Source organism: Methylobacterium sp. EM32 (genome assembly GCF_040593685.1).
Taxonomy (GTDB): domain Bacteria; phylum Pseudomonadota; class Alphaproteobacteria; order Rhizobiales; family Beijerinckiaceae; genus Methylobacterium.
In genome coordinates this window covers 19,944-34,740 of record NZ_JBEXZS010000055.1, presented here as the reverse complement: position 1 = coordinate 34,740, position 14,797 = coordinate 19,944, and the positions used below count along the sequence as shown (strand labels likewise).

18 protein-coding genes are annotated in these 14,797 nt (G+C 70.7%); 5 read left to right on the top strand and 13 right to left on the bottom strand.

The features are described from left to right. Positions 1–224 precede the first annotated feature (224 nt). The 4 genes from ybaK to ABZT49_RS08505 all read right to left on the bottom strand — a co-directional run bounded on the left by ybaK (position 225) and on the right by ABZT49_RS08505 (position 2,187). Positions 225–695 carry a Cys-tRNA(Pro) deacylase gene (gene ybaK / locus ABZT49_RS08520; RefSeq protein ID WP_355285336.1) on the bottom strand — a complete coding sequence of 157 codons (471 nt, stop codon included), beginning with the start codon at positions 693–695 and terminating at the stop codon, positions 225–227. A 24-nt stretch (positions 696–719) separates the two neighbouring features. After that, positions 720–1,613 (bottom strand): class A beta-lactamase, encoded by an 894-nt coding sequence (gene bla, locus ABZT49_RS08515; RefSeq protein ID WP_355285334.1) that lies wholly within the window; start codon positions 1,611–1,613, stop codon positions 720–722. Positions 1,614–1,775: 162 nt separating this feature from the next. Continuing rightward, a complete protein-coding gene (locus tag ABZT49_RS08510; RefSeq protein ID WP_355285332.1) occupies positions 1,776–1,997 on the bottom strand; it encodes a hypothetical protein in 222 nt (73 codons plus the stop codon). A 4-nt stretch (positions 1,998–2,001) separates the two neighbouring features. Next, a complete protein-coding gene (locus ABZT49_RS08505; protein WP_355285338.1) occupies positions 2,002–2,187 on the bottom strand; it encodes a hypothetical protein in 186 nt (61 codons plus the stop codon). 207 nt (positions 2,188–2,394) lie between these two features. Here ABZT49_RS08505 and ABZT49_RS08500 point away from each other — a divergent pair, with 207 nt between their 5' ends. Then, entirely contained in the window at positions 2,395–2,904 is a 510-nt protein-coding gene (locus ABZT49_RS08500; RefSeq protein ID WP_355285330.1) for a ferritin-like domain-containing protein, read from the top strand. A gap of 225 nt (positions 2,905–3,129) precedes the next feature. On the opposite strand, the gene ABZT49_RS08495 is transcribed toward ABZT49_RS08500, so the two are convergent. From ABZT49_RS08495 to ABZT49_RS08480, 4 genes are all read right to left on the bottom strand, one after another. After that, positions 3,130–3,843 carry an aspartate/glutamate racemase family protein gene (locus tag ABZT49_RS08495; protein ID WP_355285328.1) on the bottom strand — a complete coding sequence of 238 codons (714 nt, stop codon included), beginning with the start codon at positions 3,841–3,843 and terminating at the stop codon, positions 3,130–3,132. A gap of 14 nt (positions 3,844–3,857) precedes the next feature. Next, positions 3,858–4,628 carry an ABC transporter ATP-binding protein gene (locus ABZT49_RS08490; RefSeq protein WP_355285327.1) on the bottom strand — a complete coding sequence of 257 codons (771 nt, stop codon included), beginning with the start codon at positions 4,626–4,628 and terminating at the stop codon, positions 3,858–3,860. A gap of 61 nt (positions 4,629–4,689) precedes the next feature. Continuing rightward, positions 4,690–5,553, bottom strand: a complete 864-nt coding sequence (locus ABZT49_RS08485) for an ABC transporter permease (RefSeq protein ID WP_355285325.1) — start codon at positions 5,551–5,553, stop codon at positions 4,690–4,692. After that, positions 5,537–6,547, bottom strand: coding sequence for an ABC transporter substrate-binding protein (locus tag ABZT49_RS08480; RefSeq protein ID WP_355285323.1), 1,011 nt, complete (start codon positions 6,545–6,547; stop codon positions 5,537–5,539). Before ABZT49_RS08480 ends, ABZT49_RS08485 begins: the two co-directional genes overlap by 17 nt. Before the next feature lie 254 nt (positions 6,548–6,801). On the opposite strand from ABZT49_RS08480, the gene ABZT49_RS08475 reads away from it, so the two are divergent. Beyond that, positions 6,802–7,521: a GntR family transcriptional regulator gene (locus tag ABZT49_RS08475; protein WP_355285321.1), complete on the top strand. Its 720-nt coding sequence runs from the start codon at positions 6,802–6,804 to the stop codon at positions 7,519–7,521. Positions 7,522–7,538: 17 nt separating this feature from the next. After that, positions 7,539–8,282 carry an aspartate/glutamate racemase family protein gene (locus ABZT49_RS08470; RefSeq protein WP_355285319.1) on the top strand — a complete coding sequence of 248 codons (744 nt, stop codon included), beginning with the start codon at positions 7,539–7,541 and terminating at the stop codon, positions 8,280–8,282. Positions 8,283–8,540: 258 nt separating this feature from the next. On the opposite strand, the gene ABZT49_RS08465 is transcribed toward ABZT49_RS08470, so the two are convergent. From ABZT49_RS08465 to ABZT49_RS08450, 4 genes are all read right to left on the bottom strand, one after another. Continuing rightward, positions 8,541–9,239 (bottom strand): carbonic anhydrase, encoded by a 699-nt coding sequence (locus ABZT49_RS08465; protein WP_355285317.1) that lies wholly within the window; start codon positions 9,237–9,239, stop codon positions 8,541–8,543. A 27-nt stretch (positions 9,240–9,266) separates the two neighbouring features. Then, positions 9,267–9,779 carry an NUDIX domain-containing protein gene (locus ABZT49_RS08460; RefSeq protein WP_355285316.1) on the bottom strand — a complete coding sequence of 171 codons (513 nt, stop codon included), beginning with the start codon at positions 9,777–9,779 and terminating at the stop codon, positions 9,267–9,269. Continuing rightward, positions 9,776–10,507: a DUF429 domain-containing protein gene (locus tag ABZT49_RS08455; RefSeq protein ID WP_355285314.1), complete on the bottom strand. Its 732-nt coding sequence runs from the start codon at positions 10,505–10,507 to the stop codon at positions 9,776–9,778. Before ABZT49_RS08455 ends, ABZT49_RS08460 begins: the two co-directional genes overlap by 4 nt. A 284-nt stretch (positions 10,508–10,791) precedes the next feature. Next, entirely contained in the window at positions 10,792–12,057 is a 1,266-nt protein-coding gene (locus ABZT49_RS08450; protein ID WP_355285312.1) for a D-amino acid dehydrogenase, read from the bottom strand. 125 nt (positions 12,058–12,182) lie between these two features. Between ABZT49_RS08450 and ABZT49_RS08445 the strand changes: the two genes are divergently transcribed. Continuing rightward, a complete protein-coding gene (locus tag ABZT49_RS08445; RefSeq protein WP_407943462.1) occupies positions 12,183–12,680 on the top strand; it encodes an Lrp/AsnC family transcriptional regulator in 498 nt (165 codons plus the stop codon). Between the two features lie 211 nt (positions 12,681–12,891). Here ABZT49_RS08445 and ABZT49_RS08440 read toward each other — a convergent pair whose 3' ends face one another. Then, positions 12,892–13,587, bottom strand: coding sequence for a GntR family transcriptional regulator (locus ABZT49_RS08440; RefSeq protein WP_355285310.1), 696 nt, complete (start codon positions 13,585–13,587; stop codon positions 12,892–12,894). A gap of 179 nt (positions 13,588–13,766) precedes the next feature. Here ABZT49_RS08440 and ABZT49_RS08435 point away from each other — a divergent pair, with 179 nt between their 5' ends. Continuing rightward, entirely contained in the window at positions 13,767–14,792 is a 1,026-nt protein-coding gene (locus tag ABZT49_RS08435) for an ABC transporter substrate-binding protein (protein WP_355285308.1), read from the top strand. Positions 14,793–14,797 lie beyond the last annotated feature (5 nt).

Genomic DNA, 14,797 nt, shown 5'->3' with positions numbered 1-14,797 from the left:
CTATGTGTATAAGAGCCCGGGGGTGGGGCCGGGGCGGGCCGCGGCACCGGCCAGGTGCCGGGCTCCGGCATGTCGGCCGCACTCGCCGGCCCCGCGAGGCCCAGGACGACGAGGCCCGGGACGATCAGGCCTGCCAGCCACCGCACGCCGTCACCCATCCGCCCGTCCCCATCGCCGATCTCGCCGCAGAGCCTTGGCGGATCGTGGTTAACGTTGCGTTCCCGTCAGGTCACCGCCTCGATCCGGGCCTGGAGCACGCGTACGAGGTCGTCGGGCTTGAGCCGCAGTTGCAGCCCGCGCTGGCCGCCATTGACGAAGATCTCCGGGAGGGCGAGGGCGGCTGCGTCGACCAGGGTCGGGACTACGCGCTTCTGCCCGAGCGGGCTGATGCCGCCGACATGGTAGCCGGTCAGCCGCTCGGCATCGGCCGGGCGCATCATCGCGGCGGATTTCCCCGCGAAGGCGGCGGCGAGCTTCTTGAGCGACACCTCGCGGTCGGAGGGCACCAGCACGCAGACCGGCTTGCCGTCGATCGCCGCCATCAGGGTCTTGAACACCTCGCCCGGCGCCACGCCCATCGCCTCCGCCGCCTGGAGGCCGATGCGGGTCGCCTCCGGATCGTACTCGTAGGCGTGGACGCTGTGCGGGATGCCGGCGCGGGCGAGGACTTGGGTGGCGCGGGTGGTCTTCGACATGGGGCTTCGGAGGGCTTGAGGCCGTCAGGCGCCCGGAAAGCTCCGGGCGATCAGCCGGCCAATCTCCGCGTGCAGGGCGTCGCGGGCAGCGGGCTCGGCCGGTGATCCGGTGAGATACACCGCCGCGAGGATCGGCGCACCGTCCGGCCGGTGGATCAGCGCCACCACGTTGGCGGTGCCGTTGTCGCCGGTGCCGGTCTTGTCCGCGGTGCGCCATCCCTCCGGCAGGCCGGCGCGCACGCGCTTCAGCCCGGTCGGGCTGTCGTGCATCCAGCCGATCAGCCGGGCGCGCGACTCCGCCGACAGGGCGCGGCCGAGCAGGACGTTCTCCAGGAGGCCGACCATCGCCGCCGGGCTGGTCGTGTCGCGGACATCGCCGGCAATGGCGGTGTTGAGCGTCGGCTCGGTGCGGTCGAGGCGGGTGACCGTGTCGCCGTGGGCGCGCGCGAAGGCCGTGATCCCGCCCGGCCCGCCGAGCGTGTCGAGCATCAGGTTGGCGGCAGTGTTGTCGCTCCACACCACGGCGGCGGCACAGAGTTCGGCGAGGGTCATGCCGGTCTCGACCTGCTTCGTCGTGACCGGGGCGTAGCTGAGGAGGGCATCGCGGCCGTAAGCGATCCGGCGGTTCAGGTCGTCCTGGCCCGCATCGGCCCGGGCCAGCACCGCGGCGGCGGCGATCGCCTTGAAGGTGCTGCACATCGGGAAGCGCTCGTCGGCCCGGTGGCCGAAGCGGCGGCCGGTGGCGGTGTCGCGCACCTCGACACCGAGCAGGCCGCCGTCGCGGCGCTCCAGCTGCGCCAGCCGGGCTACCGCATCCTCGGCGGCCGAGGCGCTGCGAACGGTGCAGGCGGCGAGGGCCGCACCGAGCAGGGTGGCGCGGCGGGTGAGGCCGGGCTGAAGAAGGACCGGATTGGACATCGAGCGGGCTCCCTGCACGCGGTTCGTCAGGGATGCCCGTTTGCGACCCGACCTTGGCGATATCGCGCTGAGGCCGTGACGGGATCAGGGCGCCCGCGTCCGCGTTTCACGGGAAACACCCTTAACGAAAGGTGTGTTTTCCGGGGTGCAGGCGCCCTCGGTTCAATGCGACCGCGGCGAGTGACCCTTGCGGTCCGGATCGTGGGTGTGGTGCCGGTCGCGCTCGCCGCCGCCGCCTGAGACGTGGGAGCGGCTGTCGCTGGTCGCCTCGCCCGGGTTCGGGCCGGCATGGGCCGTCGGGTCGGGCCGGTCGGGGCGCTGGTGGCTGCTGCCGGGACCGCCATGGTGGCGGTTGGCGGCGTCGGTCTTGTCCGATGTGCTCATGCGATCACCGATCCTGCTGGTGGCCCTGGTGGGTGGTGTTCACCTTCGAATTGCCGGACTGGCCGACCTTGTCCGGGTCGGCGGTCTGGCCCGTGCCCTTCGGCCCGGTCTCGGTCGGGGCGCGCTCGGCGCTGCCCGGGCCCTTGTCGGAGCGGTTGCCGGGCGGCACGGGAGGGGGTGACGCGGTCATGGCGATCTCCCTTGAGTAGAGGGGCGAGGCGATGTCCTCGCCGTGGAGGGCGGACAACGCCGGGCATTCCCGGGCGTTCCTGCCCCGACCGGCCTTCTCGGATACTTTGTCACAGTATGAGTATCTAACGCGAACCGGCGTTGGCGAGCGGCGTTGGCCCGGCAGCACAGACCTGCCCCACACGAACCCTGGCAAGGAGCCCCCGCGATGGCCGAGGACGTCCGTTCGCTGTACGTGACCGCGCTGAAGAACACCCACGCGCTCGAATTGCAGGCGCTCCAGATCATGGAGCGGCAGGTCGAGCGCCTGGAGCGCTACCCCGACATGGAGGCGGCGCTCCGCCGGCACATCACCGAGACGCACGGCCAGCGCGACCGGCTCGACGAGGCCCTGGCGGCGATGTCCGAGAGCCCGTCGGCCCTCAAGGAGGGCGTGCTCGGCTTCATGGGCAACATGGCGGCTTTGGCCCACACTCCGGCCCAGGACGAGATCCTGAAGAACGCCTTCGCCAACCGCGCCTTCGAGAATTACGAGGCGGCGGCCTACGACGCGCTGATCACGCTCGCCGAGGCAGCCGGCGAGAGCGCCCGGCTGCCCGCCTTCGAGATGTCGCTGAAGGAGGAGCTGGCGATGGCCCAAAAAATGGCCGACCTCGTGCGGCCGACGACGCGCCGCTACCTGGAGCTGACGGTCAGCGGCGGCAAGGCCGACCGGTAAGCATCGGAGGCTACTGGGTGTTTTCTGGCCGTATTGACACCCTCCTGGTCATTCCGGGGCCGCGCAGCGGAACCCGGAATCCAGAACCGCGGATGGTTCAGGACAAGGCGGAGAGCGCTCCGCCTCATTCTGCATGACCTGAGTTTATGGATTCCGGGCTCCGCTTTCGCGGCCCCGGAATGACGCGGAGGATGATGGGTCCGCAGAGACTGATCGATCAGCTTCTCACAGCCGGAACAGCCGGCCCTGGCCGGTGATCCGGTTAGGCTCGGCGCCCGCGGCGCGCAAGGCCGCCCACAGGGTGACGGCAATCGAATCGAAGACCGGGATCCCGAGCTCGGCCTCGAGATCCTCGACCATCGCCGCCCCCGCCATGTTGGTGCAGACGATCGCCACCGCCTCCGCGCCCTCCGCCGCGACCGCCCGGGCCATGGCGACCACCTCCGCCTCCGGCACCTCGGCGAAGGAGAAGTTGTCGGAGAGCCCGCAATGGCGCTCGGCCGCGCAGTCGAACCCGGCCGCCCCCCAATTCGCCTGGATCCGCGCCTGCACGTCGCCCGTATAGGGCGTGACGAGGCCGACGCGCCGGATGCCGGCACGGGTGAAGGCCTCGCGAAAACCCAGCACCGCGGTCGCCGCCGGGATGCCGGTCACCTCGGTGATCCGGGCGCACAGGGCCTCGTCGCGGGCAAATCCCAGCCACGCCGCCGAGGTGCCGTTCCAGGCGATCGCATCCACCTTGGCATCGGCGAGGAGCGCGGCCGCGTTCAGGATCGGCGCCTCGTCGAACTGCCCGAGCCCCGCCGCCGAGAGGGTGATCTCGGTGACGCGAAAGCGCGAGAAATGCGTGGTGACGGCGGGCGCGTCGCGCAGCAGGTCCGCCGTCGCCGGCTCCAACCGGGTGTTCGACGACGGGGTCAGCATCCCGAGGCGGGTCATCGCGCGGCCCTCCATCACGCGGCCACCTTGCGGCTCGATTCCTCGCGGATCAGCCCGAGGATGCGGCGCTTCATGTCGTTGAAGTCCGGGCTCGTAACGTCCCGCGGCCGGGCGAGATCGAAGGGGATGAACTCGCGGATGCGGCCCGGGCGCCGACTCATCACGGCGATGCGGCTGGCCAGCACCAGGGCCTCGTCGACCGAGTGGGTGACGAACACGACCGTGGCGCCGACCCGCTGCCAGATCGCGACCAGTTCCTCCTGCATCTCGATCTTGGTCTGGGCGTCGAGCGCGGCGAAGGGCTCGTCCATCAGGATCACCGCCGGGTTCATCAGGAGCGCCCGGGCGATGCCGACCCGCTGGCTCATGCCGCCGGACAATTCCGCCGGATAATGCCGCTCGAAGCCGGTGAGTCCGACGAGGTCGATATAGGTCTTCGCCCGCTCGTGCCGCTCAACCTTCGCCACCCCCTTCAGCTTGAGGTGGAAGGCGACGTTGTCGATGACGGTGAGCCAGGGCATCAGCGTCGGCTGCTGGAACACCACGCCGCGGTCGGCGCCCGGCCGCTCGACGCGCCGTCCCGCCACCCGGACCTCGCCGGCGCTCGGCGCCTCGAAGCCCGCGATCATGTTGAGCAGGGTGGACTTGCCGCAGCCCGAGGGGCCGAGCAGGCAGACAAACTCGCCCGCCTCGATCGTGGCTCGGGTACGGTCCACCGCCACGAGGTCGCGCCCGTCGCGGTCGCGAAACACTTTCTGGACGTCGGCGAGGTCGATCGCGCTCATGGGACTCTCTGCGGGGAAGGGCAGCTGGGGGAAGGGCAGCTGGAGGAGGGGAGGGGGCGGATCACCGCCCCTGCACCGTCGTGCCCTTCTGCCAGTGCAGCACCGAGGCCATCAGCGCCTTGAGGCCGAGATCGGACAGGTAGCCGAGCAGCCCGATCGAGATCATCGCGGCGAGCACGATGTCGTAGCGCAGGAAGTAGTAGGAATCCCACAGGACGTAGCCCAGCCCGCTCTTCACCGCGACCATCTCGGCCGTCACCGTCAGCATCCAGGCCGAGCCGATGGCGATGCGTAAGCCCGAGAAGATCGACGGCAGGGCGGCCGGCAGCACGATGTCGGTGAGGAGCTGGCGCTCGGAGGCGCCCATCATGGAGCCTGCCCGGATCAGGTTGCGATCGACCCCGCGCACGCCGTGGATGGTGTTCATCAGCACGGGGAAGAACGCGCCGAGGAAGACCAGGAAGATCGCCGGCTTGTCGGCGATGCCGAACCAGATGATGGCGAGCGGGATCCACGAGACCGGCGGGATCGGCCGCAGCATCTGCAACGTCGGCTCGACGGTACGCTCGACGAGCCGCCACCAGCCGATGGCGATTCCGATCAGGATCGCCGAGACGGAAGCGATGGCGTAGCCGGCGGCGACCCGGGTCAGGCTCGCCAGCGCATCCGGCACCCAGTGGCCGGAATAGGTCTGGGTGCTCTCGTCGAGACCAAGGAGCCAGTCCCCGAGCGCATGCAGCACGGTGGTCGGCGCCGGCAGCAGGGCCGCCGGCAGGGCGCCGGAGCGGGCAAAAGCCTCCCAGCCGGCGACGAGAAGGAGCGGCAGGGCCGCCCTCTCGGCGAAGGCGACGAGGCGCCGGGGCAGCCGGCGGGCGGGAGCCGGCGCCGCCTCCGGCAGGGCTGCGGTCTCAGTAGCCGAGGCCATCGCGGGTCTTCTTGGTGGCGGCCTCCAGGAACGAGAAGTCCATGTGCGTCTCGACGTCGGCCGAGACGTCGCGGCTGATGTATTTCAGGTCCCGCATCATCGCGGCGATCGCGAGCGTCTTGCCCCGGTGCATCCGGTAATCCGGCTCGGCGTTGGCGATCGCCGCGGCGGCGACCTCCTTCGACAGGCCGGTCTTCTGGTTGATCACGTCGACCCACACGTTCTTGTCGGCCTTGAGCGTTTCCACCAGCGCCACGTCGGCATCGACCACCGCCTGCACGCCGGCCCGGTTCTTGGCGATCACGTCGGAGCGGGTGACGATCAGGTTCGTCAGGTTGCCGGCGGCCTGGTCGTAGGGCAGCACGAAGCGGCTCGCCGCGCCCGCCATGCGGATCTGCGAGGCGAAGGGCTCGACCGAGCAGACCATGTCGATCTCGCCCCGCTGCATCGCCGCCAGATGGTCGGACGGGTTCGGGATGTTGACGAACTGCACGTCCTTGTTCGGGTTGATGCCCTGCTTGAGGAAGGCGCCGCGCATGTGGATGTCCTGCGCGTTGCCGCGGGAGGCCGCGACCTTGAGCGGCGTGCCCGCCGCCTTCGCCTTCTCGACCGCGGCCTTGAACCCGGCCCAGTCGTCGGCCTTCAGGTTCAGCGCCTTGGCCGACAGGCATTCCGAGCCGCCATTCACCTCGCCGGCCACCGCCACGATGTCGAAGCCTTTGTCGAGGGCGGTGACGTAGTGGAGGTAGGTGACCTGCGCCACGTCGAGGCTCTTGGCGATCAGCGCCGTCAGCACGTCGTTGCCGGAATTGAAGCCGGTGGCGTCGATCGTCGCGCCTTTGGCGAGCCCCGGCAGCAGGGCGACCGGCAGGCAATGGGCGCACTTGGCGTAGCCGACCTTCACCGGGGTCTCCTGCGCCGAGGCCGGCGCGAGGGATCCGGGCGAGACGGACAAGAGGACGGCAGCCAGCAGGGGGCCGAGAGGGCGGCGCATGGTCGGTGACCTCGCTCGTAGGGGCACGCCGTCCGGGCGTGATCCGGATGTCTCGAAGGGGCTGGCGGGGCCGTTCGGCACCGCCGCGAGATCAGGGTGTGACGGGCTCGGACGCCGCGCAACGCATTTTTCGTGCTCTGCATGCAATTGATGCCAAATGCCGAGCCAGGCAGCAGAATTGCCTGGAATTGATGCGCCCGTGGTCGGTCTTAGCCGCTATGGTCCCATCCCGACGATGAGGGAGAGTGACAGGCATGGATCCGGTCCGGCGCCCGCGCGGGCGCCCGCGCAAGCCCGTGCTGCTGGAGCCCGCCGGCCTTGGGCCGCGCCGCGGCCTGCACGACCAGGCGGCGGAGCGGCTGCGCGGGCTGATCGTCGACGGCACGCTGCCGGCCGGCGCCGCCCTGGTCGAGACTGAGCTGTCCGTGGCGCTCGGCATCTCGCGCACGCCGTTGCGCGAGGCGCTGAAGCTGCTCGCCGTCGAGGGGCTGGTGGAGCTGCGGCCCAACCGCTCGCCCCGGGTGGCGGAGCTGCGGGCGGACGCGGTGACCGAGCTGTTCGAGGCGATCGCCGCCATCGAGCGGGCGGCGGCGGAACTCGCGGCGTCGCGCATCACCCCGGCCGAGCTGGAGCGGCTGCGCGCCTACCAGTCCGAGCTGGAGGCGCACCACGCCGCTGGCGAGCTCGGGCCCTATTTCGCCCTCAACCAGCGGATCCACACCCTGATCGTTGCCTGCGCCCGCAACACCCCCTTGCGGGAAGCGCACGAGGCCCTGCACGCCCGGGCCGAGATCGCCCGCCGCCGCGCCCTCGACAGCCGGGCGCGCTGGGACGAATCGGTCGCCGAGCACCGGGCGATCCTGGCCGCGCTCGAGGCCCGCGACGCCGCGGCCGCCGGGCGCCTCCTCGCCGACCATGTCGGCCATACCGGCACGGCGCTCCTCGCCGGCCTCGCCCGGCCCGACGCCGCCTGATCCAGACGAGACCCTCGATGCGCCTTTTGCTCCTCAATCCCAATACCAGCCGCGACGTGACCGAGCTGATGCGCGCCACCGGCGCTGCGGCCGCCGCTCCCGGCACCGAGATCCTGACGGTCACGGCGCCCCGCGGCGTGCCCTACATCGCCACGCGAGCCGAGGCGCAGATCGGCGGTGCCCTCGCCCTCGAGATGCTGGCCGAGGCGCCGCCGGTCGATGCCGCGATCATCGCGGCCTTCGGCGATCCGGGCCTGTTCGGCGCCCGCGAATTGTTCGACTTTCCCGTCATCGGCCTGGCGGAGGCTGCGATGCTGTCGGCCTGCCTGCTCGGCCGGCGCTTCGGCCTCGTCACCTTCGCCCGCGCGCTGGTGCCCTGGTACGAGGAATGCGTTGCCGCCCACGGCCTTCAAGCACGCTGCGCCGGGGTGCGGGCGCTGGAGGGACGTTTCTCCGCACTCTCCGCCGTCCAGGAGGAGAAGGAGGCGCAGCTGATCGACCTCGCCCATGCGGCGGTCGAGGAGGATGGCGCCGACGTGCTGATCTTCGCCGGCGCGCCCCTCACGGGCCTCGGGGCCCGGGTACGCGACCGTCTGCCGGTGCCGGTGGTCGATCAGATGGTGGCGGCGGTCAAGCTCGCCGAGGCCGTCGTGGCGCAGCGGCCCGCCAAGGCGACGGCCGGGACGTTCCGGCGGCCGGATCCGAAGCCGAGCACCGGGCTGGCGCCGGCGCTGGCGGCGCGGATCGGGCATGAGGATTGAGTCTTGTCATGGATTGCCCGGAGACCAAGAGGTCGCGGGATCCCCTCTCCAGGCGATGCCGGGCTTGCCCGGTATCGCTGCAAGGTGTGGGAGAGGGGTAGGGGTGAGGGTGACACGATTCAGTGTAAAGCCCTGAATGTTGAGCTGCCAGCACTAGGCTCAGCGCTTTACATGGAAGCGTGTCACCCTCACCCCTAACCCCTCTCCCACACGGGAGAGGGGGACGCGCTATCCTCGAAATGTCTCGGTAGACCGGCACTAACCCCCGCTGCCCGCCTCGTCCTGGCACCGGATCAGCTTCGTCGCCCCGGCCGCCCGGTCGGGCTCGGCGAGGCGGAACGCGCCGGTCTCGGGGTCGCGGACCCGCAGCTGCCCGGTGGCGATGCCGAAATGTGCGCCGTGGAGTTGCAGCTTGCCCCTCTCGACCAGAATGCGCACGCAGGGGAACGTCATCAGGTTCTTGAGGCTGTTCGTCACCGTGGCGTATTCGAGCTGCTCCAGGTAGTCGGGCCCGCGCGGCTCGTCGCCGAGCGCCTCCGCCGCCGGGCGGATCAGCGAGACCCAGCGGCCGATGAAGTCGCCCGGCGAGAGCGGCGCGGCATCGTCCGCGAAGGCGCGCACGCCGCCACAGCGGGCATGGCCCAGAACCACGATGTGCTTCACCTTGAGCGCCTGCACGGCGAATTCGAGCGCCGCCGAGGTGCCGTGATACTCGCCGCCGGTCTCGAAGGGCGGGACGAGGTTGGCGACGTTGCGCACCACGAACAATTCGCCCGGCCGCGCGTCGAAGATCACCTCCGGCGAGACCCGGCTGTCGCAGCAGCTGATGATCAGGATCTCGGGGCTCTGCCCCTCGGCGAGGCTGGCGTAGCGGTCCTGCTCGCGCACGAAGCGGTCGTCGAGGAAGGCGCGGTAGCCCTCCGTCAGCGCCGGGGGGAAGGGGGTCGCGTCGGTCATGATCGTGCTCCTTCGAAAGAAACCGGCTTACGCTGCGCCCGGCCCCCACGACAACGTCACCACCTCCGGCGTCTCGCCGGCAACGAGGCGCTTCGCCAAGTCCGCGAGCCCCTGCGGCTCGACCCGCTCGTGTGTCGCGGCAAGCTCGTCGAGGGGCCACCAGCGGGTGCCGTAGACCGGGTTGTCTTCGGTCTCGGCGAGCCGGCTGGTATCCACTCGATCGTCGGGCAGCCGGACCACGAAGTAGCGCTCGCGGGCGAAGCGCGACTTGTTGAACAGCGTGAACGGCCCGTCGCAGCGGGCGACCTGGGGCCCGAGGGCTACGTCCTTGACGCCGATCTCCTCCTCCAGCTCGCGCCGGCAAGCCTCTTCGGGCGTCTCGCCGGGCTCGATTCCGCCGCCGGGCATGAACCAGAAGGTCCGGTCCCCCGGCCGGCCCGGATCGACGTCGCGGGAGGCCTCGTAGGCGATCAGCAGGAGCCGGCCCGCCGGGTCGAGCACCAGGGCGCGGGCGATGTCGCGGGTCGGCAAGTCGGTCATGCGGGTGCCTCGCTGAGGGGAAGCGTCCAGATCGCGGCCGGCAGGCCGTGGGCGTCGCGCTCCGGCGGATCGGGATACGGCACCCCGCGCCCGTTGGCGATGGCCCGCGCGACGGCGAACGCCGCCAGCGCGTCGAGAAGGTCGTCGGGCTTGGCGCCGCGCGGGGCCGCGAGATCGGCCGGCAGGCCGGCTCGCGCCAGGAGGTCGCGCCGCAGGGCCGCGCCGGCGGGCTTGCGCTTCGGTTCAGGGAGCGGGACGCCGCCGTTGAGGCCCAGGAAGGCGAGTTCCGGATGCACCTCGTAGACCCTGGATTGCAGTTCCGGCCGCGCCCGCAGCAGGCCGTCCGCCTCGCGGATGCGGGGAAAGATCGCGTTGGCGGGCGGGGAGGGGGCGAAGGGCTGGGTCTCGGGCCGGCGCGACAGGGCGATGGCCGCCGTGTAGTCGGGCGCGAAGACGACGCTGCGAGCCGAGGTCGGGAAGACCGAGGCGCGCCGGGGCCCGAGGAGGGCACGAACCAGCACCTCCGCCGCGCGGCCGCCCGGCCCGACCCGGTCGGGCAGGCCGATCGGAATGTCGACCGCCACGATCGCGGGCGCCTCCGGCGCGTCGCAGACGGCTGCGAGGTTCGGCAGGACGCGGGCGCGGAGGGTGTCGGGGCCACCGTCGCGCGGGCCGAAGACCGCGACCCAGCCGCCCGGGCACCCGTCCACCCCTGCGACCCACGTCATGCGCCCCGATTCTCCGCTCGGGGCATGGATCTAGCGCGGGGAGGGCCGTTGTCGCGAGGCGCGTTGCGACGATTGCAGAAGGAGTGCTCGCCGTCCCGCTCCACAGGGTCATCCCGGGGCCGCGCGAGCGGAGCCCGGGATCCAGAACCGCGGATGGTTCAGAACCCTGCGGAGACCGTTCCGCCTTCGTCTGAGAAACCTGCGGCTCTGGATCCCGGGCTCCGCTCCGCGGCCCCGGGGACGACGCGGAGGATGTCAGTGACTGTCTGCGAGAGCGGAACGCCTCACGCCGCCTTGGCGTAGCGCGACTCCGCGAGATCCCCATGCGCGATCTCCGGCGCCCGGCCGCCGATCAGGTCGGCGAGCAGCCTCCCTGAGCCGCAGGCCATGGTCCAGCCGAGGGTGCCGTGGCCGGTATTGGTGTAGAGGTTGGAATACGCGGTCGCGCCGACGATCGGGGTGCCGTCCGGGGTCATCGGGCGCAGGCCGGTCCAGAACTTCGCCTGCGCGACGTCGCCGCCCTGCGGGAAGAGGTCGAGGACCGAGCGCTCGAGCGTCGCCCGGCGCGGGCCGCGCAGCGCCTGGCTGAAGCCGGCGAGCTCCGCCGTGCCGCCGACGCGGATGCGGTCGCCGAGCCGGGTGATCGCCACCTTGAAGGTCTCGTCCATCACGGTCGAGACCGGGGCGGCCTCGGCGTTCGTGATCGGCAGGGTCAGGGAGTAGCCCTTCACCGGATAGACCGGCAGCGCGATGCCGAGCGGCTTCAGCATCGCCGGGGTGTAGCTGCCCATGGCGGCGACATACGTGTCGGCCGTCAGCACCTCGCCGCCGGCGAGGCCCACGCCGGCGATACGGCCGCCCTCCTGGCGCAAGGACGTGATGGTCGCACCATACCGGATCGTCACGCCCATGCGCTCGCAGATCGCGGCGAGGCGCTGCGTGAAGAGATGTGCGTCGCCGGTCTCGTCGCCGGGGAGCCGCAGGCCGCCGACGAAGGTGCCGGCGACCCGGGCGAGCGCCGGCTCGGCCGCGATGCAGCCCGCCGGGTCCAGCACCTCGTAGGGCACGCCGTACTCGTCGAGCACGCCGGTATCGTCGCCGACATGGTCGAGCTGCTTCTGGGTGCGGAAGAGCTGGAGCGTGCCCTTCTCGCGGTGATCGTAGGCGATTCCGGTCTCGGTGCGCAGGTCGCGCAGCACGTCGCGGCTGTACTCGGCGAGCCGCACCATCCGGCCCTTGTTGCGGCGGTACGCGTCCTCGGTGCAGTTCGCCAGCATCTGGGCGAGCCAGCCATAGAGCTTCGGCTCCAGGCTCGGCCACAGCACCAGCGGCCGGTGGCGCATCATCAGCCACTTCATCGCCTTGACGGGGATGCCGGGAGCGGCCCAGGGCGCCGAGTAGCCGGGCGAGACCTGGCCGGCATTGGCGAAGCTGGTCTCGAGGCCGGCACCCGGCTGGCGATCGAGCACCGTGACCTCGTGACCGGCCTTGGCGAGGTAGTAGGCCGAGGTGACGCCGACCACGCCGCCGCCGAGGATCAGAACGCGCATCGCCGCAAAACCTTCTCGTTGCGCCTTGAGTCTCTCGGTGCCCGACCCGGCGCCTGGTCGATGGGGAGAGTGTCGCGCAAGGATCGCCGAATTTCCCGCCGGATCGGCGCATGGTGTGCGAGATTATGCTACGACACGCATCATTCTGCGACGCAACGACAGGAGATTGCGCGGTGGCCGGGCGGGACGAGATCGACGCGCGCATCCTGCGCGTCCTGCGCGACGACGGACGCATCAGCAACGCGGATCTCGCCGCCAAGGTCGGCCTGTCGCCCTCGGCCTGCCTGCGCCGCCTGCGGCTGCTCGAATCCAACGGCACGATCCGCGGCTACACCGCCCTGATCGAGGCGGACGAGCGCGAGCACCACATGGTGGTGCTGACCCAGATCACCCTGGAGCGGCAGACCGAGGAATCGCTCAACCGCTTCGAGGCCGCGGTGCGCCGCTGCCCGGAGGTGCGCGACTGCTACCTGATGACCGGCCTATCCGATTACCTGATGCGGATCGAGGTCTCGGATGCGGGCGATTACGAGCGCCTGCACAAGGAGGTGCTGTCGCGCCTGCCCGGTGTGGCGCGGATCCAGTCGAGTTTCGCGATCCGGACGGTGGTGGGGCGGGGATAGCTTTCGGTATCAGAACAAGGCTGGCCCTTTCCCGGACGACTGCAGCGTCAGCGGAAGGAGATCCGGGATCCAGCATAAAAAGTCGCGAAGCGTCTGCCCGGCTGCAACGAGGCAAAGATAGAGCCGCTTCGCGGCACTTCTCCCCCCTGGTTCCCGGATCTCCTTCCGCTTCGCTACACTCGTCCGGGAAAGGGTGGGGAGGTTGAGAGCGTCACGCGAAATACGCCGGCCACCGCGCCCGGATCTCGTCGCCGAGCGCGATCGACTTCGAGAGGTGGCTCCGAAGAGCCTCCTGCGCCGCCTCTGCGGCACCCTCGGCCAGAGCCGCCACGATCCGCCGGTGATCGGCCACGATCTGCTGCGCCTTGCCCTCGACCGGCAGGTGCAGGCGGCGCAGGCGGTCGATGTGGCCGCTGCGGCGGCGGATCAGGTCCCACAGGTCGGGCACGTCCGCCGCCTCGCACAGGGCGCGGTGGAAGGCCTCGTCGCTGGCCGACAGGCGGGCGAAGTCGCCCTGCTCCGCAAAGATCCCCTGCTCGGTCACGAAGGCCTGGAGCCGTGCGACGAGCGCCCGGTCGGGCGCGAGCGCCAGGGTGCGCACCACCTCCTGCTCGACGGCGCGGCGCAGGAACTGCGCCTGGCGGGCCGCCGCGAGGTCGATGCGGCTCACCACCGTCGCCGATTGCGGGAAGATATCGACCAGGCCCTCCTCCTGCAGGCGCAGCAGCGCGTCGCGGATCGGGGTGGCGCTCAAGCCGAAGCTCGCCTGCAATTCGGGCCGCGACAGCACCGTGCCGGGCGCGAGATCGAGCGCGACGATCTTCTCGCGGATGAGATCGAAGACCTGCGGGGCGGCGTGGCGCGAGCGGTCGCGCAGACGCTGCGCACCGGCGAAGACGGCGTTCATGGCGATCGAACTCTAACAACGGCACGGGACCACCGGGGCGGCCCCGGGGGACAGCCTAGCACGGCCCGTTCCCGGTTGACATACTAATGCATTACCATTTTAGTGAGGGGGTCAGGCCGACGATTCAGAAACACAGCGGCCGGCACGCGCCGCCCTGAAGCGGCCCCGGGAGAACGCTCATGATCCACTCGCCCGCGCGCCGCACCTTCGCGGCGGGCCTCCTCGCCGCCACTGCGCTGCTCGCCGGATTCGGCCCGGCCGCCGCGCAGCAGAAGAGCGAGATCGCGATCACGCGCCAGCCCGGCATCATCTACCTGCCGACCCACATCATCGAGAAGCAGGGGCTGATCGAGAAGCACGCCGAGAAACTCGGCGTGCCGGGCGTGAAGACGAAGTGGATCACCTTCTCGGGCGGCGGCAGCCAGACCGACGCGCTGCTCGCCGGCGGGGTCGACATCGTCAATACCGGCACCGGCAACCTGCTGCTGCTCTGGGACCGCACCCGGGGCGGGGTGAAGGGCATCGTCGCCACTTCGGCGCTGCCGCTGCTGCTCGTCAGCCGCGATCCGAAGATCAAGACGATCAAGGATATCGCTCCCGGCGACAAGATCGCGGTGCCGACCGTCAAGGTCTCGACGCAGGCGATCCTGCTGCAGATGGCGGCGGGCGAGTTGTGGGGCGCCGACCAGTCCGGCCGGCTCGACGCGAACACGGTGCAGCTCGGGCATCCGGACGCGGCGATCGCGCTCGCCAACCCCACCCACGAGATCAAGACCCACTTCGCCGCGCCGCCGTTCCAATACGTCGAGCTGCGCACCGTACCCGGCGCCCACATCGTCGCCCGCTCGCCCGACATCATCGGCGGGCCGCTGACTCAAGGGCAGTTCTTCACCACCACCAAGTTCGCCGACGCCAACCCGAAGATCATCCAGGCGGTGCGGGCCGCCTCGGAGGAGGCGCAGGCCCTGATTCGCCAGGACACGCGCAAGGCCGTCGAGATCTACCGCGAGGTGACCGGCGACAAGACCAGCGTCGAGGACCTTCTCAGTTACCTGGGTGAGCCCGGCATGATGGAGTTCAACCTCCAGCCGCAAGGCACGATGCGCTTCGCCGAGCATCTCGGCCGGATCGGCACCCTGCGCAACAAGCCGAAGGCCTGGACCGATTACTACCTGCCGGTCGCCCACGACCTGAGCGGCAACTGACGCGA